The sequence below is a fragment of the Ruegeria sp. CDSB013 genome (genome assembly GCF_059611165.1).
The window spans coordinates 248,106-269,420 of the sequence record NZ_JBXWPA010000003.1; the positions used below are offsets into that span (position 1 = coordinate 248,106).

The window sequence follows — 21,315 nt, forward strand, 5'->3', positions numbered from 1 at the left end:
ACCAGAAAATGGAAGCAGATTTCGTCATCGTTGGCGCAGGATCGGCAGGCTGCGCAATGGCGTATCGCCTGAGCGAGGCCGGGGCCTCGGTATTGGTGATCGAACACGGCGGGACTGATGCTGGTCCGTTCATCCAGATGCCAGCGGCATTGAGCTATCCGATGAACATGCCGATGTACGATTGGGGTTACAAGTCCGAGCCCGAGTCGCACCTGAATAACCGCGAACTGGCTTGTCCGCGCGGCAAGGTTATTGGTGGATCGTCTTCGATCAATGGCATGGTCTACGTTCGTGGCCACGCGCGTGATTTTGACACTTGGGCCGAGATGGGTGCCGATGGCTGGTCCTATGCGGATGTGCTGCCCTATTACAAACGCATGGAGACCTGGCATGATGGTGGCCATGGCGGCGATCCGACATGGCGTGGCACCGATGGACCGCTGCATGTTTCGCGCGGACCGCGCGAGAACCCGCTGTTTCAGGCTTTCGTCGATGCGGGACAGCAGGCGGGATACGAAGTTACCGGCGACTATAACGGTGAAAAGCAGGAAGGCTTCGGCCCGATGGAGCAAACCGTCTGGAAAGGACGGCGTTGGTCGGCGGCGAATGCGTATCTGAAACCTGCGCTCAAGCGCGATAACTGCGATATCGTGCGCGGACTGGCCTCAAAGGTGGTCATGGAAAACGGCCGCGCAATCGGGGTCGAATTGATCAGAGGTGGCAAGACAGAGGTCATCCGCGCCCGGCGCGAGGTGGTTCTTGCCGCGTCCTCCATCAACTCTCCCAAGCTGCTGATGCTGTCTGGCATCGGTCCGGCGGCGCATTTGGCTGAACACGGGATAGACGTTGTCGCAGATCGCCCGGGTGTGGGTGCGAACCTTCAGGACCATCTGGAGCTTTACATTCAGCAAGCGTCCTTGCAGCCGATCACGCTGTACAAACATTGGAACCTGATCAGCAAAGGTCTGATCGGGGCGCAGTGGCTGTTCACAAAGACCGGTCTGGGTGCATCCAACCAATTCGAAAGTGCGGCGTTTATTCGCTCCAAGCCGGGCGTAGAATATCCGGATATTCAATATCACTTCCTGCCAATTGCCGTTCGCTATGATGGCCAGGCCGCAGCCGAAGGTCATGGTTTCCAGGCGCATGTCGGGCCGATGCGCTCGCCGTCGCGCGGGGCGGTGACGCTGCGGTCGGCCAAGGTCGAAGACGCGCCGGTGATCCGCTTCAACTACATGAGCCATGAAGAGGATTGGGCGGATTTCCGCACCTGTATTCGCCTGACGCGTGAGATTTTCGGGCAGGATGCGTTCAAACCTTATTCGGGAAAAGAAATCCAGCCGGGTGCGGACGTGCAGTCTGACGAAGCGCTCAATGCCTTTATCGCGGAACATGCCGAAAGCGCGTATCACCCTTGTGGAACCTGCCGGATGGGTCGGGCAGATGACAAAAACGCTGTGGTCGATCCCGAGGGACGCGTTATTGGCGTGGACGGTCTGCGCGTTGCCGACAGTTCAATCTTCCCACAGATTACCAATGGCAATCTAAACGCGCCGTCTATCATGGTGGGTGAGAAGATGTCCGATCATCTGCTGGGTAAGGATGCCCTGCCAGCAGCCAATGACCAACCTTGGATTAATCCCCAATGGGCGGTTGCGCAGCGATGATCGAAAGCATGATTTGATCCGCGTCAAAGATTGACGGGGACCGGACGAATAGACTTGAATCGCAACAACATATTTTGAGGAGCGAACAGGAATGTCCCATACCCCGCACGAACTGGCCGAAGAGTTTCCGGACAAGGTTGAGCTGATGAGCCAGCTTAAGCAAACAGACGCTCATTTTTCACGGCTGGCGGACGAGTATCATGAGATCAACCGCGAGGTTCATCGTGCCGAAACCAATGTCGAACCGATGGATGATATCGCTGAGACAGATCTGCGTAAAAGACGTGCGGTTCTGAAAGACGAGATCTGGGCGATCTTGTCCAAGCCCTGAAAAACAGCGGGGGCTCTGCCCCCGTCGCGGCACGCCTTCCGCGGGATATTTTAGGTCAGGTGAAGATCAGGTGACTTCATAGGGCAAGGTGCCGCGGGTATGGGCGTCGATTGTCAGACGTCTTTCCAATGGCGGGACCGATCGCTGATGACAATTCGGCCGCTCGCAGATACGGCAGGATATGCCAATTGGCTCGTAAGCGCTGGCGTTGTTAAAATCCAGATTGTCGGCATAAACCAGCGCCTCGGCGTGGCGCACCTCGCAACCTAGTGCAATCGCGTAACGGCGCACAGGTGCGCCGTATGAGCCGCCCGATTTCGACACGTCCCGAGCCAAAGATATATACTGAACACCATCGGGTGTTTCTGCCAGTTGTCGCAGGAAATGGCCGGGTGTTTCGAAAGCGCGGTGCACGTTCCATAGGGGGCAGGCGCCGCCGAACCGGGCAAATTGTAGGCGCGTGGCCGAGTGTCTTTTGGTGATCGTACCAGCCTGATCGACGCGCACGAAAAAAAACGGAATGCCTTTGGCGCCAGGGCGTTGCAGGGTCGAAAGCCTGTGCGCCACTTGTTCGATTGACGCGCCAAACCGGTTGCTAAGCAGTTCAAGATCGTGACGATATTCCTGAGCTGTGGCCAGAAATTTGGCATAAGGCATCAACGATGCGCCGGCGAAATAGTTTGCCAGCCCGATCTTGGCAATGGCACGGGCTTCGTCGCTGTGAAATTTGGCAAAATCCAGCGTTGCTTCAAGAAGTTTATCCTGGCTGATCAGTGCAACCTGCAACAACAACTGAAACACCTGAGTTTGTGGTGCGGTTCTGGACGAAAGCCGCAGTGTTTTGTTCTCTGCGTCGTACTTTCGGGTTTCATCGATGTCCGGGAATTGTACCCGAATGCCGCGCTCGGCGAGGCTGTCCAGGGCTGCCGCACGTATGCCGCCTGCATCCCCGGCGCGCCCGGCAAATCGTTCAGCCGCGCGGTCCACCGCGTCGATGTAGTTGTCGCAATAGTGGAAGAAGTCCCGCACTTCCTCCCATGGGCTAGCCTGGATTTGTGCGTCTTCGCGCCCCAATGCTTCGTCAAGGGAGGCCAGGCGTTCATGCGTCTGACGATAGGTGCGGTGCAGGGCAATGAAGGCCCGTGCCAGAGCAGGTGCGTTTGAAGCCGTGAGGCGGAGATCGGCGAGCGGTGGAACAGCGTCGTCAAAGACCGGATCGGCCAATGCTTCGCGCATGTCCGAGACCAGACGCTCACTGTCGCCGGTGCTCAACTCGGTGACATCCATTCCGAATTCTTGCGCCAGCGCCAGAACGACCGTAGTCGAAATCGGACGGTTGTTGTTCTCCATCTGGTTCAGATAGGGCAGGGAAACACCCAGTTTAGCGGCAAATTCCTTTTGGGTAAGTGACAAGCGCGTACGCATTTCACGCAGCTTTGCACCTGCATAAAGTTTCTGAGTCGCCATGTTGAGCCTTTGCAACTTTCCTAAATCGGTAAGCTAACTTTGCAAACCGTCATAGGCAAGCCGTGTCAAAGGCCTAGTTGCCGTTCGCGTCGAATGACAGACAAAATTGCGCAGACCGCCAGGACCGAGGTTGTCAGCATTAGCCAGAGCAAGGGCATTGCACCGGTTTCGTGCGTTAGCAAAGCTCCTGCAAGGGCGCTGAGGCCCGCGCCGCCGCCCAGCATGATCGCTCCACTCAGTCCGGATGCTGTGGCGGCCAGATGCGGTCGCACCGAAAGCGCGCCGGATGTCGCGTTGGGAATCGTCATGCCGTTTCCAATGCCGACGAAGGTCATGAATCCAAAAAAGCTGAGCGCTGTTCCGAAGCCGGCCAGAAACAAGATGGCGGACATTGCAACGCCTGCTGCGTTCAGCCAGCAGCCCCAAAGTACCATTCGATTGACGCCGAAGTGAACGGAATAGCGACCGCTGAAGAAATTGCCAAAAAAGTATCCTACGGCTGGGGCGCCAAAGTAGATGCCGACCTCGGCGGCACTGAGGTCGAATAGTTCGGTGCCGATAAAAGGAGCGCCGCCCAGATAGGCAAAGAAGGCGCCAGACGACAGCGCGGATGATAGCGAATAGCCCCAAAATCGCGGGGAACCCAGCAGTTCGGGGTATTCCCGGAATTGTTGAACCAGTGTTTTGCCGCTCTTGGCTGAGGTTTCGCCAAAATCTAAGTAAGTTAGCACCAGCGTCATTACGCCAAGAACGAAGGGCAGCCAGAAGTTGGCTTTCCAGCCAAAGCTCTCCTCCAACAGGCCTCCGATCGCGGGTCCGATCATGGGGACAATGGCCATGCCCATCGTTACGTAACCGATCATCGACGCCGCCTGGTCCTGATCATATAGGTCCCGAACCGCCGCACGGCTAAGAACCATGCCGACCACGATGATTGCCTGACACATTCTGAAAACAAGAAAGACCTGGACGTTGGGTGCATAGATGCAGCCCAACGTCGCCGCCAAAAAAAGGACCAACCCCCAAAGTAGAACGGGACGGCGCCCCGCCTTGTCGGCAATTGGTCCGATCAGGATCTGAAGCACCGCATTGACCAGCAGGTACAGGGCAATCGACAGTTGCATGACCTTGTAGTCGGCCTGAAAGTGCAGTGCCATATTGGGCAGGCTCGGCAAAAACAGATTGAGGCTGAGCGCGGACAATCCGGACAGCAAAACCAGAGTGGTAATTTTAGGAGGCGAGCGATGCGCCGACGAAGAACTAAACTGCATGGTTCACGTGTATAGTCACCACGGATGGGAATGCCATCCATCATGCGTTTTGCGAGTGAAAATTAGCAAGTTTACAATATTCACGAAGGTGATTGGAAAAGATTTGCAAATTTGCCGAAAGATACTTTGGTCTCGCGGCATCAGCGTATAGTGTCCGGCCAGATTTTACAGGGGATCATCGTTATGAAAGACATCCTTTCCGAACTTGAAGACCGTCGCGACAACGCGCGGCTGGGTGGTGGACAAAAGCGCATCGACGCACAGCACTCGCGCGGCAAACTGACTGCGCGCGAACGGGTCGAACTGTTGCTGGATGAAGGCAGCTTTGAAGAATTCGACATGTTTGTCAGCCATCGGTGTACCGATTTCGGGATGGAGAAGCAAAGGCCAGCGGGTGACGGTGTCGTTACTGGCTGGGGTACGATCAATGGTCGCATGGTTTATGTGTTCAGCCAGGACTTTACAGTCTTTGGCGGCTCACTGTCGGAAACCCATGCTCAGAAGATCTGCAAGATCATGGATATGGCCGTTCAGAACGGTGCACCGGTGATCGGCATCAACGACTCGGGCGGGGCGCGAATTCAGGAAGGCGTGGCGTCGCTGGCTGGTTACGCCGAGGTCTTCCAGCGCAACATCATGGCGTCAGGCGTGGTTCCGCAGATCAGCGTGATCATGGGACCCTGTGCTGGCGGCGCAGTCTACAGCCCGGCGATGACCGACTTTATCTTCATGGTCAAAGACACTTCGTACATGTTTGTGACCGGCCCCGACGTGGTCAAGACGGTCACAAACGAAGTCGTTACCGCCGAGGAACTTGGTGGGGCGTCGACCCATACCAAGAAATCCTCAGTTGCTGACGGAGCGTTTGAGAACGACGTTGAAGCACTGGCCGAGGTGCGCCGTTTGGTTGATTTCCTGCCGCTCAACAACCGCGAAAAACCGCCAGTGCGCCCGTTCTTTGACGAACCCGACCGTCTGGAAACCTCGCTGGATACATTGATCCCCGACAACCCTAATACGCCGTACGACATGAAGGAACTCATCACCAAAGTGGCGGATGAGGGCGATTTCTACGAAATTCAGGAGGATTTTGCCAAAAACATCATTACCGGGTTCATCCGGCTTGAAGGGCAGACAGTGGGCGTTGTAGCCAATCAGCCGATGATTCTGGCGGGTTGTCTGGACATCGACAGCTCGCGCAAGGCCGCGCGGTTTGTGCGGTTCTGCGATTGCTTCGAAATTCCGATCCTGACGCTGGTAGATGTGCCTGGATTCCTTCCGGGGACGTCGCAGGAATATGGCGGAGTGATCAAGCACGGCGCCAAGCTGTTGTTTGCCTACGGTGAAGCCACGGTGCCAAAAGTTACCGTCATCACCCGTAAGGCTTATGGTGGTGCCTATGATGTTATGGCGTCCAAGCACCTGCGCGGTGACTTCAACTATGCGTGGCCTACAGCCGAAATCGCGGTGATGGGCGCAAAGGGCGCGACCGAGATCATTCACCGTGCCGATCTGGGCGATGCCGAGAAAATTGTACAGCACACGCAGGACTACGAGGACAGGTTTGCGAACCCGTTTGTCGCGGCCGAGCGGGGCTTTATCGATGAGGTGATCATGCCGCAATCGACCCGCCGTCGCGTTTCGCGGGCCTTTGCCAGCTTGCGGAACAAGCAGCTGAAGAACCCGTGGAAAAAGCACGATAACATTCCCCTTTAAGGGAATATGCCAAGAAATCTGCCCGGCCGGAACGGTTTGGGCGGCGTCTCGGACAACCGGTCAGGGCAGATTACTTGGGTGCAAAATTGACTTTGAGGCCACAACTGCTAATGAGTTGCCCAATCAGACATAGAACAGCGCGGGCCGAAAGCCAGGCGCGCGCGATCCCGGAGAGAGGAGCTCGCCTGAGGCGGGTCCGGGATCGCGCCTTAGCTGTTGTACTGTCTATTTTTGCGGTCCCCGTTCTGGCTGATACCGAAAACCTGTTGCCGGTTCCGTCCGGACAGCCAGTGCATCTGAGCGACGTTCTGCTGGACAACAACCCCGGTGAACTTTGGGTGCGGTTTCGCTTTATTGCGCCCAAGATCGGTTCGGATATTGGCCGGATCGGGTACGATGTCGCCTCGGTCGATATGGAACATCTGTGCCAGACGCTGGCGGTTACCTATGTGGCCAAATACGAACTGGACGCCGCCCGGGTGGTCATTTCCCTGTCTGACCGACCCATCGAATTTGGCCGTACATCCCATGATGCCACGCAGTTCTTTGAAGCCTACCGGCTGGAACAATCCCGGTGTATCTGGGAGGGGCTTTGACCATGAATCTCTCTATTCATCTCGTCAGGGCATTTCTGAACAGCTACGCGGCTTTGGAGGTGCGCACCATGACATCATCCTGTGACGGATGTGAATATCTGATCCCCATGACCCCTTGTGCAACTGAGGTGGAACCATGCTGAAACATCGCGGATTTCCCGGGCGCCTGCCGGGTACTGACTTTCAGTTCATCATTCGTCGGGCCAATCCCAAAGGCGTGACGCCCCTGACCCGCCGCGAGCGGTTTCGAGATCGTAAACCCGCGGATAAGCGCGCGGATGCAGCCTTTATGGAAGCCCTGTGGGCGCATTTTGGCGACCAACCGTTTGAGCGGGGCAATTTGGATGCCGGTCGTCTTTGCTGGCTTTTCGAACGCGAGGTCATTCCGGCCGAAGATCCGTTTGATCCGGCTAGTTATGATGCGCTTTTGGTAATTGATCCGAATGTGGGCCGGATTTCCTTCCCCGAAATTTTCGACGGGGTGCGCTGATCGTGCAAACCGCTGTCGCACATACCTTCGTGGTGCCGTCAGAGCCCGGAACCCTGCCCACATCGGGGCAGGGCCGGAATGTGCGGTCAGAAGTTCAACTGGGCTGCCAGTTGAATGCGATTGCTGTCAAATGTGCGCCCGGTCGGTGCGTCGTTTCGTTCGCCGTAGAAAAATTCGGCGCTAAGGGTCAGATTGTCGGTCGCCTTGTAGAAGGCGTTCACGTGGATCGTTTCAACTTCGGTAAAGGACAGGGTCCCGGTCGAGGTCGGCAGATCATAGTTTTCTTGCCCGTAGGCGATGCCGACATTCCATTTGGGACTCAGTTCCTGGCGGAATTCCACGGTAAATCCATCCACGTCGTTGGCCTGTCCATTGACGATGGCGTCACCGGCAGCGATCAGGTAGGGGCCCAAAGCCTCGCCGTCGACATAGTTGACCTGAAACAGACCGCCTTGCCAGGGCCGGATGCCAGCCGAGAGGGTATAGCCGGTCTGATCCACTTCGACCGCGCCGGATTGTGCCTTACCGTACAAAGCCGAGGCGCGGGCCAGGTAGGTGCCGTTGTTGTATTCGATGGAGCCGGTCAGGACGGGATCATTCGAATCCGAGCCGCCAACGTTCTCCTCGATCGCCACCGCAAAGGTTGTGTCAGAGCCCAGCGTGTTCGTATAGCGCACTTGAGGAACGCGAGCGAAAGGAATGCCAACGGGGCCGTTGAATTCGACGGTTGTCGGGTAGGTGTCGAGCGGCTGGAAGTTGGTCCAGTATTGACCGATCAACCAGTTGTCGCCAATGCGGATATTGGCGTGGCGCAGGCGCAGTTCAGCAGGCCCATCCGTCCCGCCGGAAAACAGGTCCAGTTCCAGCTGGCCCGCAATATCGCCGATGGCAGACGGCGTATTGGTCCGAAGCCCGATGCGCGATTGGCGCACGGTGGCCCCAAAGGTGCCGCTGGTGGCGTTTGCTGGCTCGCCAATTCGGGTCGCATCGGCAAGGTCGCCCAGTTCAAAGTCGGTGTCGTAGAAGAAATCAGCCTTAACGTACCCATAAACATCAAGCGTGGTGTTTCCGATTCGAAGATCGCCAGTGCCAGCGCCGGGTTTTGCGGCCTCGAGGGCCTCGACGCGGGCACGCAGGGCATCAAGTTCCGTTTGCGTCTGGGCGTCTTGGGCGAAAGCAGCCGCGCCGGATATGCCAAGCGCGGATACGGCAAGCAGCAACGCCGTTTTTCTCTTTGCAATCATGTGGATGTTTCCTTGTGTGCGAGTGTGCACGGGTACCGTTCCACGCAAGGGAACTTGAAGGAAATCACGAGAACGGGATGGAAAGCGCCTAGTTTCTCAAGGAAACGTGCAAAATTTCCGAGCCGTTTTCACCCTATGGTGAACAGATCGGTTAACCCTTTGCGTTTGAGAAGAGAATTTCTGAGGCCCTTTTCCGCAACCCGTGATGTTGCAGGCGCAGAAACAGACCAATTGCTGAGGAAAAGTAACAGCAACGTGACGGCATTGGCCTCGCGTTTCTCACTTAAAACCGCACCTGATCTCGGCACGAATCTGCGCGCATATTCGCCCAATGGGCGATTTCCAGCCGGAATCCTGACCGGAAACAATACGTTGTTTACGCATTTGATTGTGCCAAGCAACCTGATTAAGCCGTGCGGCTCTACTTTGCCTGCGTCGCACAAGCACCTACTATTCCGTACCCCTTCCTTCCGCGGGCAGGCTTGTGATGTGCACAAAGCCCTGCCCGCGTTTTTCTTTGCGCAATATCCAGGCGTAAAGCGGCACAAATTTGCGCAAATCTCCGTTCAGGACTGCCTGTTATTGAATAACAAGGCCGAAACCGGACATCTGCCCTGGAACGCATCAAGAATCCAAAAGGGGCAGATATCATGCGAATCTCGAAACTCGTTCTTGCAATGGCGACCTGTACAGGTCTTGCCGCCTGTGGCGACACGACGGGCGAACAGGCGCTGCTTGGCGGCGGTGCAGGTGCGGTCGGTGCAGCTGTTGTCAGCGCCGATCCGCTGTTCGGCGCGGTTGTCGGCGCGGCAGGCAATGTCCTGTACTGCAAGACACAAAACAACTGTAGGTAATACCGGGTTTTCCGGGGCGCGTGTCGCCCCGACCGTCATCGCGCATCACGCCGTCGTGGGGAACGTTCCCTACGGCGGCGTTTTGCGTTCTCAGAACATCAAGACAAAGGACGTTCCATGTTTAACAAGATCCTGATCGCCAACCGGGGCGAGATCGCCTGCCGGGTCATCAAGACAGCACGCAAGATGGGTATCGGCACCGTTGCCATTTATTCGGACGCAGACAAGAACGCCTTGCATGTGTCGATGGCGGATGAATCGGTGCATATCGGCCCGCCACCTGCGAACCAGTCCTATATCGTGATCGACAAGGTCATGGATGCCATCCGTCAAAGCGGGGCGCAGGCGGTGCATCCTGGTTATGGCTTCCTGTCGGAAAACTCGAAATTCGCCGAGGCGCTTGAGGCCGAAGGCGTCGCTTTTGTTGGCCCGCCGGTTCGGGCAATCGAAAGCATGGGCGACAAGATCACCTCGAAGAAGATCGCACAAGAAGCGGGTGTTTCTACCGTTCCCGGTTACATGGGTCTGATCGAGGACGCCGATGAGGCCGTCAAGATTTCCAACGAAATCGGCTATCCTGTCATGATCAAGGCCAGCGCCGGCGGCGGCGGCAAAGGTATGCGGATCGCTTGGAATGATGAAGAGGCGCGCGAAGGCTTCCAGTCGTCTAAGAACGAGGCGGCAAACTCGTTCGGTGATGACCGTATCTTTATTGAAAAATTCGTGACCCAGCCGCGTCACATCGAAATTCAGGTCCTTTGCGACAGCCATGGCAACGGCATTTATCTGGGCGAACGTGAATGCTCGATCCAGCGTCGGAACCAGAAAGTGGTCGAAGAGGCACCGTCGCCGTTCCTGGACGAGGCGACCCGTAAGGCGATGGGCGAACAGGCCGTGGCACTGGCCAAGGCCGTGGACTATGCCAGCGCCGGTACGGTTGAATTCATCGTCGATGGCGAAAAGAACTTCTATTTCCTGGAAATGAACACGCGTCTTCAGGTGGAACACCCGGTCACCGAACTGATCACCGGTGTCGATCTGGTTGAGCAGATGATCCGAGTGGCGGCGGGTGAAAAGCTGTCGATCACACAGGACGACGTGACCCTGACCGGCTGGGCCATCGAAAACCGCCTGTATGCCGAAGATCCGTATCGCGGCTTCCTACCGTCGATTGGTCGTCTGACCCGCTATCGTCCGCCGCAAGAGATTGCCTCTGGTCCGCTGTTGGTGAACGATAAATGGCAAGGTGAAGCGCCCGAAGGTGAAGCCGCCGTGCGCAACGACACCGGCGTCTATGAAGGCGGCGAGATCAGCATGTACTATGACCCGATGATCGCCAAACTGTGCACCTGGGCCCCGACCCGCGAGGCGGCGATTGAGGCGATGCGCGTAGCGCTGGACAGCTTTGAGGTCGAAGGCATCGGCCACAACCTGCCATTCCTGTCGGCTGTGATGGACCATCCGAAATTCGTCAGCGGGGACATGACCACGGCCTTTATCGCCGAGGAATATCCCGACGGTTTCGAAGGCGTTGAACTGTCCGAGGCCGACTTGCGCCGCATCGCGGCTTCCTGCGCAGCCATGCACCGCGTGGCCGAGATTCGCCGCACCCGCGTTTCTGGCCGGATGGACAATCACGAACGCAAGGTCGGCTCTGATTGGGTCGTCACACTGCAAGGGCAGGAATATGCAGTTGAGATTGATGCGGATCGCGATGGGTCATCCGTGACGTTTTCAGACGGTACCACCGTGCGGGTCACTTCGGACTGGACGCCGGGCGATCACTTGGCGGTGCTGGACGTCGATGGCAGCCCGCTGGTTCTGAAAGTCGGAAAAATCTCGGGCGGGTTCCGTATTCGCAACCGGGGCGCAGACCTCAAGGTCCATGTCCGCACGACGCGTCAGGCCGAGCTGGCGCGTATGATGCCCGAAAAGCTGCCGCCGGATACTTCGAAAATGCTGCTGTGCCCGATGCCCGGCCTGATCGTGAAGATCGATGTCGAAGTAGGGCAGGAAGTGCAGGAAGGTCAGGCGCTGTGCACTGTTGAGGCGATGAAGATGGAAAACATCCTGCGCGCCGAGAAGAAAGGTGTCGTGTCCAAAGTCAACGCAGGCCCCGGCGACAACCTGGCCGTGGACGACGTGATCATCGAGTTCGAGTGATCATGATCGCGTTTTCACCATATCTCCGTGGTTTCCCGGCGGTTCGCGCCGGGAGCTTTGGGCGTGGCGAAAGCGCTCAGCCGCCCTCGCGTCGTTCGCGGATTTCGCGTTCGCGCAGGGGCGTTTTATCGATGGAACGGCCGATTTCACGTGTGCTCCACGGCGAAGGTTTGCGCAGTTTGACCACGCCGTCCTTGTCGACGAACACCATCTGGAAGCCGCGCGGGCGCAATTGTGACCGGATCGGAGATCGGGCGGACGGATCGGTATCGGTCAGCACGACTACATCCCGGTCGCGCATGGCCTCTTCGCCTTCCAAAAGCATGTCGATTTGCTGCCGGAAACGCGGATCGGCAGGCGTATCAGCAAAGACGACGATGGGCCGGTTGACCCATAAGTATTCGCTCAGCTCGCTATCACCAGCGGGGCGGACAAAATCTTCATCGGCGGGCGCAGACCCATCTGCCGCCATGGCGACCAGCGGGAATAGTGCCGAGAAAACAAGGGCAAGCGTTCGTGTCATAGGGCCTCCTGTTCGTTTGAATATAGCCTCTGCGCCGGTGAATGCGACTGGCGAAATGCACGCAGGCTTCAAAATAACGCGTTTACACCTGCCGCGACGCGCGGCACCGAACGTTAAAACGCGCAGGCAATGCCTGTTCGCGACCCGAATTGAGAAAAGGAATACGCAATGACTGATACGAAAGACTGGCAGGCGCTGGCCGAGAAAGAGCTGCGCGGACGCCCGTTGGACGACCTGACCAAAGAGACTTTGGAAGGTATTGACGTCAAACCTCTTTACACGCAGGAAGACACCGCTGAGCTGCCGCATATGGGATCGTTGCCGGGGTTCGGGCCGTTCACGCGCGGTGTGAAGGCGACCATGTATGCGGGCCGCCCTTGGACGATCCGCCAATATGCGGGTTTCTCGACCGCCGAAGAATCGAACGCGTTCTATCGCCGCAATCTGGCCGCCGGTCAGCAGGGTGTGTCGGTTGCCTTCGATTTGGCGACACACCGCGGCTATGACAGTGACCACCCGCGCGTGGTTGGTGACGTGGGCAAGGCCGGTGTGGCCATCGACAGTGTTGAGGACATGAAGATCCTGTTTGACGGCATTCCGTTGGACAAGGTCTCGGTCTCGATGACGATGAACGGCGCTGTGATCCCTATTCTGGCAAGCTTCATCGTTGCGGGTGAAGAGCAGGGGCACGACAAATCTGTTCTGTCCGGCACCATTCAGAACGACATTCTGAAAGAGTTCATGGTGCGCAACACCTATATCTACCCGCCAGAACCCTCCATGAAGATCATCTCGGACATCATTGAATTCACATCGAATGAGATGCCGAAATTCAATTCGATCTCGATCTCTGGCTACCACATGCAAGAGGCCGGGGCGAACCTTGTGCAAGAGCTGGCCTATACGCTGGCTGATGGTCGTGAGTATGTGCGGGCTGCAACTCAGGCCGGAATGGACGTGGACAAGTTTGCTGGGCGTCTGTCGTTCTTCTTTGCCATCGGCATGAACTTCTTCATGGAGATCGCCAAACTGCGCGCCGCGCGTACGCTGTGGCACCGGGTGATGACGGATTTTGGCGCGAAATCCGAACGCTCCAAAATGCTACGAACTCATTGCCAGACTTCGGGCGTGTCGCTGCAGGAACAGGACCCGTATAACAACGTGATCCGCACCGCCTATGAGGCGATGAGCGCGGTTCTAGGCGGTACCCAGTCTCTGCACACAAACGCGCTGGACGAGGCGATTGCGCTGCCCACTGATTTCTCGGCCCGTATCGCGCGGAACACGCAGCTGGTTCTGCAAGAGGAAACCGGTGTGACCGATGTGGTCGATCCGCTGGCCGGTTCGTATTACATCGAAAGCCTGACCAACGAGTTGATCGAAAAAGCCTGGGCCTTGATGGAAGAGGTCGAGGAAATGGGCGGCATGACCAAGGCCGTTGCCAGCGGTATGCCCAAGCTGCGGATCGAGGAAAGCGCCGCCCGCCGTCAGGCCATGATTGACCGGGGTGACGAGGTGATCGTCGGCGTCAACAAGTACCGCAAGGAACAGGAAGACCCGATCGACATTCTGGACGTCGACAATGTGGCCGTGCGCGAAGCTCAGGTCGCGCGATTGGAACGTATCCGTGCAACCCGTGACGAAGCCGCCTGTCAAACGGCACTGGATGCTCTGACCAAGACCGCCCGCGAGGGTGGAAACCTGCTGGCTGCTGCCGTTGAGGCCGCCCGCGCCCGTGCATCCGTAGGAGAGATCAGCATGGCAATGGAGAAAGAATTCGGTCGCCACCGCGCCGAAGTGAAAACGCTGGCCGGTGTCTATGGCGCGGCCTACGAAGGCGATGAAGGCTTTGCAGCGATCCAGAAATCCATCGAAGAATTTGCCGAGGCCGAAGGCCGCCGTCCACGCCTGCTTGTGGTCAAGATGGGGCAGGACGGGCATGACCGCGGTGCCAAGGTGATCGCAACGGCCTTTGCAGATATCGGCTTTGATGTGGACGTTGGCCCGCTGTTCCAGACGCCCGCCGAGGCTGCCCAGGATGCAGTGGACAACGACGTGCATGTCATCGGTATCTCGTCGCAGGCAGCGGGTCATAAAACATTGGCACCGCAACTGGTCGAAGAGCTGAAGAAAGCCGGTGCCGAGGATATTCTTGTTATCTGCGGCGGGGTGATCCCGCAGCAGGATTATCAATTCCTCTATGATCACGGCGTCAAAGCGATCTTTGGCCCGGGCACCAATATCCCAGAAGCCGCTCAGGACATCCTGCGCCTGATCGGTGAAGCGAAAGGCTGAGGCTTTCAAAGATTTTCGTCGAAAAATCTTGTGATCCACCGCCTTTAGGGAAAACATGCGACCAGATCCGAAAGGGTCTGGTCGTTTTTCATAGGAGGCACCGCGTGTTACTGGATCATCTGGCCGTTGCGGGTGAAACGCTCGAAGAAGCGTCTGCCCATGTCGAACAGGCATTGGGAGTACCGCTGCAGGACGGCGGCAAGCATGAAAGATTCGGCACATATAACCGCTTGTTGGGGTTGCGAGACGGCTTGTATCTTGAGGCCATCGCGATTGACCCACAGGCACCGAATCCGCAAAGAACCAGATGGTTCGATCTGGACCGGTTCAAGGGCGCGCCGCGCCTTACCAACTGGATATGCCGGGTCCCGGACATTTCAGCCTCGTTGACCGTGTTTCCGGATGGGGTGGGCCACCCGATCGACCTGGCCCGCGGGGCGTTACGCTGGCAAATGGCGGTTCCGCCAAACGGGCGTCTGCCCTTCGACAATCTGTTCCCGGCGCTTATTCAGTGGCACGGAGATTTGCATCCGGCAAATATGCTGCAGGATAGCGGCTGCCGTTTGCGTCGATTGGTGGTTTTTCACCCGGACGCGCTGGAGCTAGCCAAGCTGCTAGGCAAAATGGACGCTGTGGTATTCGACACAGGCCCGGCCGCATTGCAGGCAGAGTTCGAAACACCGCATGGGAAACGCGTTTTGGAATGAAAATCAGACAAGCCAAAGCTGCGGATGCCAAAGAGATAGCTGCGATCACCAATACAATCATCCGCGACACGTTGGTAACCTTCACAACCGACGAACGCAGCGTGGACAGCATTGCACGTGACATCGAAGCGCGTGGTCCGGCCTATCTTGTGGCGGAACAGGACGATCAGATTCTTGGGTTTGCCACCTATGGTCCGTTTCGATCCGGTCCGGGATACGCGCAGTGCCGCGAGCTGACCATCCAACTGGCCATTGACGCGCGCGGACAAGGTACGGGGGGCGCTTTGATGCGGGCGCTTGAGGCCGCCGCCCGGGCAGAGGGAACTTATGCGCTGGTGGCGGGGATTTCTTCGGCAAATCCGGGGGCAGTTTCTTTTCACGCGGCTGTGGGCTTTGTCGAAGTCGGACGCATGCCCGAGGTTGGGTTCAAGTGGGGGAAACGTCTGGACCTTGTGCTGATGCAGAAAATTCTTGCCACAGACGGTTTGGTTGCACCTGACAGTCCCGATTTGGGACGCTAGGGTGCGCTCATGTCGATCTGGATCCGTATATCCGATGCGCTAAGCGCGCTTGCCCAGGGTGAAAGCCTTACCGCAGTCTTTGAAAAGCTGCGCTCGCCGCCTGAACGGTCGGTGGCCTTCACCATCGCCGTGATCGCATTGGGCGCGAAAATGGCCAAGGCTGACGGGCAAGTGACGCGAGATGAAGTTACGGCGTTTCGCGACGTGTTCCAGATTGCCCGCGATGACGAGGAAGGCGCGGCGCGCGTGTTCAACATGGCCCGCACGGATGTTGCGGGTTATCAGGATTACGCCCGTAAGATCGCGCGCATGTTTTCCGAAGACAGCAACACGCTGTGCGATTTGATGGAGGGGTTGTTCCACATCGCCATGGCGGACGGGTTCTATCACCCCAACGAAAACGAGTTTCTGGAAGAGGTCAGTCATATTTTCGGCCAGACCGATGCGCAGTTCATGGCCTTGCGTGCCCGTTTTGTGCCTGATGCGCCCAATGATCCCTACACGGTTCTTGGGGTGCCACGGGACATGCCGTTACCCGATATTCGTAAGGTCTGGCGGCAACTTGTGCGCGAAACACATCCCGATGCGATGTTGGCACGTGGTGTCCCAGAAGAGGCCGTACGTTTGGCTGAAAAGAAGATGATCGACATAAACCGCGCCTGGGACGAAATCAACGGCGCGCAGGCCTGAGGCATGCGCCTCGCGACTTATAACATCGAGTGGTTCGCCAATCTGTTTGATCGTCATGACGAACTGGTCGCTGATGACAGTTGGTCAGGTCGCCATGATGTCACGAAAGCGCAGCAGATCGAGGCTATCGCCAAGGTTCTGACGGCGATCGATGCGGATGCTGTGCTGGTTGTCGAAGCACCAAACACAGGGAAATCTCAGAACACGGTCCGCGCGCTACAAAACTTTGCCGAGACATTCGATCTGCGCGCCAGCGAAGCCGTGATGGGATTTGCCAACGATACGCACCAAGAACTGGCCTTGTTGTACGACCCGCGCGTTCTGACGGTGCGACATGATCCAAAAGACGGAGGGCAACGGGCTCCGCGTTTCGATCAGGTGTTTCACATCGACCTCGATATCGACGCAACCGAGGATCAGGTGCAGTTTTCCAAGCCGCCTATGGAATTGGCAGTTGAAACCAAGGCAGGCGAACGGTTCCGTCTTATTGGCGCGCATCTGAAGTCAAAGGCGCCTCATGGGGCGGAAACCCGCGATGCGGCGATCCGCATCTCGATCGCCAATCGTCGGAAACAGCTGGCTCAGGCGATCTGGCTGAGCAGGCGGATCAAGGCGCATCTGGCGGCTGATGAACAGTTGATCTTAATGGGCGATCTGAACGATGGTCCGGGGCTGGACGAATTCGAAAACTTGTTTGGTCGCTCATCGGTTGAAATCCTGCTGCAATCGGGGTTGTTCGACCCCCACGCGGATACGGCCTTTGGGTCAGAACCGGGTGAACGCCCGTCGACCGCGCGCTTTTATCGGCCCCAAGATCGCGGGTATCTTGAGGCGTTGCTGGACTATATTATGATCAGCGATGGGTTAAAGGATCGTCGCCCGGACTGGCGCATATGGCATCCGTTTCGCGATCCGGCTTGCCGTGATGCGCAGGATCTACATGCAGCGTTGCTAACCGCGTCTGACCATTTCCCTGTCACTCTGGATATCGAGCTGTGATCTTTCAACCGCGTTTCAGTTGCCCTATATTTTCGATATGAAACGTTTCATTCCAATCTGCGCGTTGACCGTCACTATGGCCCTTCCGGCTTTTGCCGAGGAAGAGGGGAACAAATCCCTGATAGAGCAGGGGGCAGAGCTGTTCTTTGAAGGCTTGCGCCAGGAGATGGAGCCTGCATTGGATGAACTGCTGGGCCTGGCCGAACAGTTTGGCCCTGCAATGCAGTCATTTATTGCGGAAATGGGGCCCGCCTTGGCCGAGATGGCAGATGAGATTGAGGATTGGAGCGCCTATGAAGCACCCGAGATCCTGCCTAACGGCGATATAATTATCCGCAAAAAGCCGCCGCAGGACCCAGAGATACAGCCAGAGATCCCTGAAGGCCCGCCCGAGGGCGAAACCGAGATTTGATATCTAGCCCCGGATGATGACGCGAGTCTCGGATTTCAAAGCGTTGCCGAGTGACTTTAGCCGTGCCTCGGCCACTTCGTTGAACAGGGGGCGTGCTGCAGTTGGCAAGAACAGGTCCAGTTGTTGCTTCTTGGGGTAAAATTTCAAAGTCGCCATCGGCGCATCGTTCTGCATCCACAGCATAGCACCAAACCGCATGGCCTTTCCCAAAATCTCGGCCTGTTTCTGGTCTTTCTCGTCTAGGAGTTCGTACAGTGCGGTGAACCGGTTGCCCTCGCGTTTGTTGCGATACCGGTGTTGCAGAGCCAGCCCGATATAAACTCGCTCCGAGTGCTTCAAGCCGCCCAGATTGGCACGTGTGACGTTGTCAAAGCAGACCTCTGCCCGATAGTCGGGATGCGCGCGCCAGCTGACATCGTGCAAAAGACAGGCCGCCTTGACCAGGCGAATGCGTGCTGCGGGGGCTGACTTGAACAGCGGCATGACGAAATCGAGAAGGTGCTTTCCAAAACCGGGCAGGCGGGCGTCTTTGGCTTCGGAAAAGCGGCAGGCTTCGATCAACGGATCGCGGTCCCGCAGGTTCTGCGGCATCTGTTCGTAAAGCAGACCCTCGCGGATGCCATAGCTGGAAATGGCGATATCCTTGGGTTTGAACGTGCGGATCAAGCGTGCCAGCACATCCATTGCATAGGGGATCAGCGCCATCCGCGATCCCGACACACCGGCCTTGCTGCGCAGCTTTTCCGGGTCACCTTTTTCGATGAATTTAATAGTTTCGCGTACCTGCTTGGTGGTCATGCGATACTCATGTAGCACGTTCAGGGGGTAACCACGGCGCAGCATGTCCAGACGTGCAAAGGCCCGCCAGCTGCCACCCACAAGGAACAGGCGATCGCGTTGCGGCCCCATCTGGTCGCGCAGATCCTCCATCGTGACCTTGATGTGCGCCTTGCGCGCACGCCGCCCACCTTTGATGTCCCGCAGTTTCAGCGGCCCCAGCGCCGAGGTCAGACGCCGACCGACACCGCCGTCTCCAATCTCGGCCAATTCCATTGAGGACCCGCCGATGTCACAGATCAGGCCATATGCGCCGGGCCACCCAAGCAGGACACCCTGCGCGGAAAGGCGAGCTTCCTCATCGCCGTTGATGACCGATACGGTCAGGCCGGTTTCGGCTTTGACCTCGGCGCAAAACTCGGGGCCATCCTCGGCCTCGCGCACGGCTGCGGTGGCGACGACATGCAGGCCAGGCAGGCCAAGGTCATCGGAGAGTTGGGCAAACCGGCCTAAAGCGGCCAGAGCGCGCTGGCGACCCGTTGGATTAAGCCGCCCTGTGTCTGACAGGCCCGCGCCCAGCTCGCACATCACTTTTTCATTGTAGAAATAGGCCGGTGAGCGCGCGGCACCGTCAAAGATCACCATCCGGACAGAGTTCGATCCGACGTCAACCACGCCCACGCGTGACAGAGCTCGGGCTTGGGGGCCATCAAAGAGGGGCTTTCCGAACGGACCCCAGTCAGGGATTTCGGTAACGACAGTCTGATCCATGTCTCTTCCAGATATTCCGCGTGCAGAATGCGAGATGACCCGGCGTGGGTCAATTCCCAGATTGGATATCATCCAAATCTGCGCTCAAAACACGCACCGCCAAGGCGCGGGTAATGTCGCGCTTTTCCGATAGGGCAAGCTGGTCCAGTTGCGCCACCACACTGGCGGCAGTTTCAAAGCGCCGGTCCATATGTTTGACCAGATAGGCGATGACTTCGGGGCTGGGGTTCAACTGCCGATCCACGAACAGCTTGGCCAGTACCGCGCCCAGCAATGCGTCATCCGGCGGGTCAAGCGCTACGTGATGCGCGCCCTCGATTCGGCTTTGGAGATCGGGCAGCGGAAGTTGCCAGAAATTAGGGGCCAGCCGTCCAGTCATGAGAAGGGCGTTGCCTTCGGCCAACACAAGATTGTGCAGGTGAAACAGCGTTTTTTGTTGTTCTAAGTCGTCCGCGATCGTCGGGGCGTCTTCGACCGCGACAGCTGCGCGTGCCAGATCCGGCACATCCTCGTGACGCACATCCGCGGCCTGAATGATCCGACCACCGGTTTCCGCCGCCCAGACATGTGCCAGATGGGTTTTGCCTGCACCCGCAGGGCCGCTCAGGACCAGTTTGTTGCCCGGCCAGGACGTGGCCGAGATCATTGCAACCGCAAGTGCATTCGCGGGAGAGACGAAAAAATCCTCACGCCCCAGCGCGGTTTTGGCCGGAAGATCAAAGCTTAGCTGAAGGGCCATCTTAGAGGTCTTCCTGATCCGCGCTTTCGAGGCCGGTATATAGACGGCTGCCCAGATAGACCGATGTTGCGTACCGCGCCAGCACGCCCAGTGCGGCAGCAACAGGCACAGCGATCAGCATTCCGACAAAGCCGAACAAGGCGCCGAATACTGACAGCGCCAGCAGCAACCATACTGGGTGCAAACCCACTGAGCTACCTACCAGCTTTGGCGTCAGGAAATTGCCTTCGGTTACCTGACCCAGCGCAAAGATCCCGGCAACCAGACCGATCTGCGCCCAATCCCCCCAGAACTGGAACAGCGCCAAACCAATTGCCAGCGTGCCGCCGATCAGGGCGCCGAGGTAGGGAATAAACGTGACCAGACCCGCAATGAAACCGACGATCAGCCCGAACTGCAGGCCGACCGCCATCAGCGCCACGGCGTAATATGTGCCAAGGATCAGGCAGACCGTGCCCATGCCGCGAACGAATGAGGCCAGAACCGCGTCAATTTCACCGGCCAGGCGTTTGATCGTGGGGGCGTGATCGCGAGGCAGCAGATCCCCGATCCGGGCGATCATGCGATCCCAGTCCAGCAGCATGTAGACAGCCACAACCGGAACAATAACCAACAGAACCACGACGTTTATCGCCGAACCCAATGAGGCAGCGACGGATTGCAAGACATCGCCTGTTTTGGATTTCAGCGTTTCACCCAGTGAGACGAGGAATTGGTGCGAATTGGATTCGCGGTCAAGAAGCGACGGGAACTGTTGTTCGATAAAGCTGCGCAGTTGTTGGAACAGGCTTGGCATAACTTCGACCAGTTCGATCAACTGGGTAATCAGCGCGGGAACAACCATCAGGATCGCCAGAGCAAAGCCCAGAATGCCGACAACTGTGATGATCGCCGTGGCCGCCATGCGCGACAGGCCCAGATTTTCCAAACGATCTGCGAGCGGATCAAGGAAATAGGCGATCGCACCGCCAATTACAAACGGTAGTAAAACGTCGCCAAGTGCCCATAGGCAAAGCACAAAAATGACAGCCGCGACGCCCCAGTATCTGAGTTGATCCTTTACCGGCAAGGCCATGCTCGTC

20 protein-coding genes are annotated in these 21,315 nt (G+C 57.5%); 13 read left to right on the plus strand and 7 right to left on the minus strand.

The features are described 5' to 3' along the window. Positions 1–8: 8 nt before the first annotated feature. Complete coding sequence (gene betA, locus AC2FJF_RS07395; protein ID WP_496724277.1) at positions 9–1,667, plus strand: choline dehydrogenase; 1,659 nt, start codon at positions 9–11, stop codon at positions 1,665–1,667. Positions 1,668–1,758: 91 nt separating this feature from the next. Further along, positions 1,759–1,998 (plus strand): HP1242/YdcH family protein, encoded by a 240-nt coding sequence (locus tag AC2FJF_RS07400; protein ID WP_496724279.1) that lies wholly within the window; start codon positions 1,759–1,761, stop codon positions 1,996–1,998. A 66-nt stretch (positions 1,999–2,064) separates the two neighbouring features. Here AC2FJF_RS07400 and AC2FJF_RS07405 read toward each other — a convergent pair whose 3' ends face one another. Both AC2FJF_RS07405 and AC2FJF_RS07410 read right to left on the minus strand, forming a co-directional pair. Then, positions 2,065–3,465 carry a helix-turn-helix domain-containing protein gene (locus AC2FJF_RS07405; protein WP_496724281.1) on the minus strand — a complete coding sequence of 467 codons (1,401 nt, stop codon included), beginning with the start codon at positions 3,463–3,465 and terminating at the stop codon, positions 2,065–2,067. Positions 3,466–3,530: 65 nt separating this feature from the next. Beyond that, positions 3,531–4,736: a multidrug effflux MFS transporter gene (locus AC2FJF_RS07410; protein WP_496724283.1), complete on the minus strand. Its 1,206-nt coding sequence runs from the start codon at positions 4,734–4,736 to the stop codon at positions 3,531–3,533. A 183-nt stretch (positions 4,737–4,919) separates the two neighbouring features. On the opposite strand from AC2FJF_RS07410, the gene AC2FJF_RS07415 reads away from it, so the two are divergent. The 3 genes from AC2FJF_RS07415 (at position 4,920) to AC2FJF_RS07425 (ending at position 7,538) form a co-directional block, all read left to right on the plus strand. After that, on the plus strand, positions 4,920–6,452 hold the full coding sequence (locus AC2FJF_RS07415) for an acyl-CoA carboxylase subunit beta (protein WP_496724285.1): 1,533 nt from the start codon (positions 4,920–4,922) through the stop codon (positions 6,450–6,452). Between the two features lie 110 nt (positions 6,453–6,562). Further along, positions 6,563–7,048 carry a DUF6497 family protein gene (locus AC2FJF_RS07420; RefSeq protein ID WP_496724287.1) on the plus strand — a complete coding sequence of 162 codons (486 nt, stop codon included), beginning with the start codon at positions 6,563–6,565 and terminating at the stop codon, positions 7,046–7,048. A gap of 136 nt (positions 7,049–7,184) precedes the next feature. Then, positions 7,185–7,538, plus strand: coding sequence for a hypothetical protein (locus AC2FJF_RS07425; RefSeq protein ID WP_058276835.1), 354 nt, complete (start codon positions 7,185–7,187; stop codon positions 7,536–7,538). An 86-nt stretch (positions 7,539–7,624) separates the two neighbouring features. Here the strand turns inward: AC2FJF_RS07425 and AC2FJF_RS07430 are convergent, their stop codons facing one another. Further along, positions 7,625–8,782 (minus strand): DcaP family trimeric outer membrane transporter, encoded by a 1,158-nt coding sequence (locus tag AC2FJF_RS07430; RefSeq protein WP_496724289.1) that lies wholly within the window; start codon positions 8,780–8,782, stop codon positions 7,625–7,627. Positions 8,783–9,432: 650 nt separating this feature from the next. Between AC2FJF_RS07430 and AC2FJF_RS07435 the strand changes: the two genes are divergently transcribed. Together AC2FJF_RS07435 and AC2FJF_RS07440 are read left to right on the plus strand one after the other, a co-directional pair. Beyond that, a complete protein-coding gene (locus AC2FJF_RS07435; protein ID WP_496724291.1) occupies positions 9,433–9,636 on the plus strand; it encodes a hypothetical protein in 204 nt (67 codons plus the stop codon). Between the two features lie 117 nt (positions 9,637–9,753). Beyond that, positions 9,754–11,799, plus strand: a complete 2,046-nt coding sequence (locus tag AC2FJF_RS07440; protein WP_496724293.1) for an ATP-binding protein — start codon at positions 9,754–9,756, stop codon at positions 11,797–11,799. Between the two features lie 76 nt (positions 11,800–11,875). Here AC2FJF_RS07440 and AC2FJF_RS07445 read toward each other — a convergent pair whose 3' ends face one another. Beyond that, positions 11,876–12,322, minus strand: coding sequence for a DUF4174 domain-containing protein (locus tag AC2FJF_RS07445; protein ID WP_058275658.1), 447 nt, complete (start codon positions 12,320–12,322; stop codon positions 11,876–11,878). A 168-nt stretch (positions 12,323–12,490) separates the two neighbouring features. On the opposite strand from AC2FJF_RS07445, the gene scpA reads away from it, so the two are divergent. The 6 genes from scpA (at position 12,491) to AC2FJF_RS07475 (ending at position 17,946) form a co-directional block, all read left to right on the plus strand. Next, positions 12,491–14,617, plus strand: a complete 2,127-nt coding sequence (gene scpA, locus AC2FJF_RS07450; protein WP_282119085.1) for a methylmalonyl-CoA mutase — start codon at positions 12,491–12,493, stop codon at positions 14,615–14,617. Between the two features lie 104 nt (positions 14,618–14,721). After that, positions 14,722–15,324, plus strand: coding sequence for a VOC family protein (locus AC2FJF_RS07455; protein WP_496724295.1), 603 nt, complete (start codon positions 14,722–14,724; stop codon positions 15,322–15,324). After that, positions 15,321–15,845 carry a GNAT family N-acetyltransferase gene (locus tag AC2FJF_RS07460; RefSeq protein WP_496724297.1) on the plus strand — a complete coding sequence of 175 codons (525 nt, stop codon included), beginning with the start codon at positions 15,321–15,323 and terminating at the stop codon, positions 15,843–15,845. The genes AC2FJF_RS07455 and AC2FJF_RS07460 overlap by 4 nt, the downstream gene beginning before the upstream one ends. Positions 15,846–15,854: 9 nt before the next feature. Further along, positions 15,855–16,535 carry a TerB family tellurite resistance protein gene (locus AC2FJF_RS07465; protein WP_496724299.1) on the plus strand — a complete coding sequence of 227 codons (681 nt, stop codon included), beginning with the start codon at positions 15,855–15,857 and terminating at the stop codon, positions 16,533–16,535. A 3-nt stretch (positions 16,536–16,538) separates the two neighbouring features. Next, positions 16,539–17,534 carry an endonuclease/exonuclease/phosphatase family protein gene (locus AC2FJF_RS07470; RefSeq protein WP_496724301.1) on the plus strand — a complete coding sequence of 332 codons (996 nt, stop codon included), beginning with the start codon at positions 16,539–16,541 and terminating at the stop codon, positions 17,532–17,534. 37 nt (positions 17,535–17,571) lie between these two features. After that, entirely contained in the window at positions 17,572–17,946 is a 375-nt protein-coding gene (locus tag AC2FJF_RS07475) for a hypothetical protein (protein ID WP_496724303.1), read from the plus strand. Positions 17,947–17,949: 3 nt separating this feature from the next. Here AC2FJF_RS07475 and AC2FJF_RS07480 read toward each other — a convergent pair whose 3' ends face one another. Genes AC2FJF_RS07480 through AC2FJF_RS07490 form a run of 3 tightly spaced genes read right to left on the minus strand, consistent with a single transcriptional unit; the run spans position 17,950 to position 21,308 of the window. Then, positions 17,950–19,494, minus strand: coding sequence for a Ppx/GppA family phosphatase (locus AC2FJF_RS07480; RefSeq protein ID WP_496724305.1), 1,545 nt, complete (start codon positions 19,492–19,494; stop codon positions 17,950–17,952). 49 nt (positions 19,495–19,543) lie between these two features. Continuing rightward, complete coding sequence (locus AC2FJF_RS07485) at positions 19,544–20,233, minus strand: HdaA/DnaA family protein (protein ID WP_496724307.1); 690 nt, start codon at positions 20,231–20,233, stop codon at positions 19,544–19,546. 1 nt (position 20,234) lies between these two features. Continuing rightward, the gene (locus AC2FJF_RS07490; RefSeq protein ID WP_496724309.1) at positions 20,235–21,308 is read right to left on the minus strand and encodes an AI-2E family transporter; all 1,074 of its coding nucleotides are present in this window, start codon (positions 21,306–21,308) and stop codon (positions 20,235–20,237) included. Positions 21,309–21,315: the final 7 nt, after the last annotated feature.

Excerpts from the sequence above, each read along its gene's own strand:
- betA (WP_496724277.1), top strand. The coding sequence starts at position 9 with ATGGAAGCAGATTTCGTCATCGTTGGCGCAGGATCGGCAGGCTGCGCA.
- AC2FJF_RS07400 (WP_496724279.1), top strand. The coding sequence starts at position 1,759 with ATGTCCCATACCCCGCACGAACTGGCCGAAGAGTTTCCGGACAAGGTT.
- AC2FJF_RS07405 (WP_496724281.1), bottom strand. The coding sequence starts at position 3,465 with ATGGCGACTCAGAAACTTTATGCAGGTGCAAAGCTGCGTGAAATGCGT.
- AC2FJF_RS07410 (WP_496724283.1), bottom strand. The coding sequence starts at position 4,736 with ATGCAGTTTAGTTCTTCGTCGGCGCATCGCTCGCCTCCTAAAATTACC.
- AC2FJF_RS07415 (WP_496724285.1), top strand. The coding sequence starts at position 4,920 with ATGAAAGACATCCTTTCCGAACTTGAAGACCGTCGCGACAACGCGCGG.
- AC2FJF_RS07420 (WP_496724287.1), top strand. The coding sequence starts at position 6,563 with ATGAGTTGCCCAATCAGACATAGAACAGCGCGGGCCGAAAGCCAGGCG.
- AC2FJF_RS07425 (WP_058276835.1), top strand. The coding sequence starts at position 7,185 with ATGCTGAAACATCGCGGATTTCCCGGGCGCCTGCCGGGTACTGACTTT.
- AC2FJF_RS07430 (WP_496724289.1), bottom strand. The coding sequence starts at position 8,782 with ATGATTGCAAAGAGAAAAACGGCGTTGCTGCTTGCCGTATCCGCGCTT.
- AC2FJF_RS07435 (WP_496724291.1), top strand. The coding sequence starts at position 9,433 with ATGCGAATCTCGAAACTCGTTCTTGCAATGGCGACCTGTACAGGTCTT.
- AC2FJF_RS07440 (WP_496724293.1), top strand. The coding sequence starts at position 9,754 with ATGTTTAACAAGATCCTGATCGCCAACCGGGGCGAGATCGCCTGCCGG.
- AC2FJF_RS07445 (WP_058275658.1), bottom strand. The coding sequence starts at position 12,322 with ATGACACGAACGCTTGCCCTTGTTTTCTCGGCACTATTCCCGCTGGTC.
- scpA (WP_282119085.1), top strand. The coding sequence starts at position 12,491 with ATGACTGATACGAAAGACTGGCAGGCGCTGGCCGAGAAAGAGCTGCGC.
- AC2FJF_RS07460 (WP_496724297.1), top strand. The coding sequence starts at position 15,321 with ATGAAAATCAGACAAGCCAAAGCTGCGGATGCCAAAGAGATAGCTGCG.
- AC2FJF_RS07465 (WP_496724299.1), top strand. The coding sequence starts at position 15,855 with ATGTCGATCTGGATCCGTATATCCGATGCGCTAAGCGCGCTTGCCCAG.
- AC2FJF_RS07470 (WP_496724301.1), top strand. The coding sequence starts at position 16,539 with ATGCGCCTCGCGACTTATAACATCGAGTGGTTCGCCAATCTGTTTGAT.
- AC2FJF_RS07475 (WP_496724303.1), top strand. The coding sequence starts at position 17,572 with ATGAAACGTTTCATTCCAATCTGCGCGTTGACCGTCACTATGGCCCTT.
- AC2FJF_RS07480 (WP_496724305.1), bottom strand. The coding sequence starts at position 19,494 with ATGGATCAGACTGTCGTTACCGAAATCCCTGACTGGGGTCCGTTCGGA.
- AC2FJF_RS07485 (WP_496724307.1), bottom strand. The coding sequence starts at position 20,233 with ATGGCCCTTCAGCTAAGCTTTGATCTTCCGGCCAAAACCGCGCTGGGG.
- AC2FJF_RS07490 (WP_496724309.1), bottom strand. The coding sequence starts at position 21,308 with ATGGCCTTGCCGGTAAAGGATCAACTCAGATACTGGGGCGTCGCGGCT.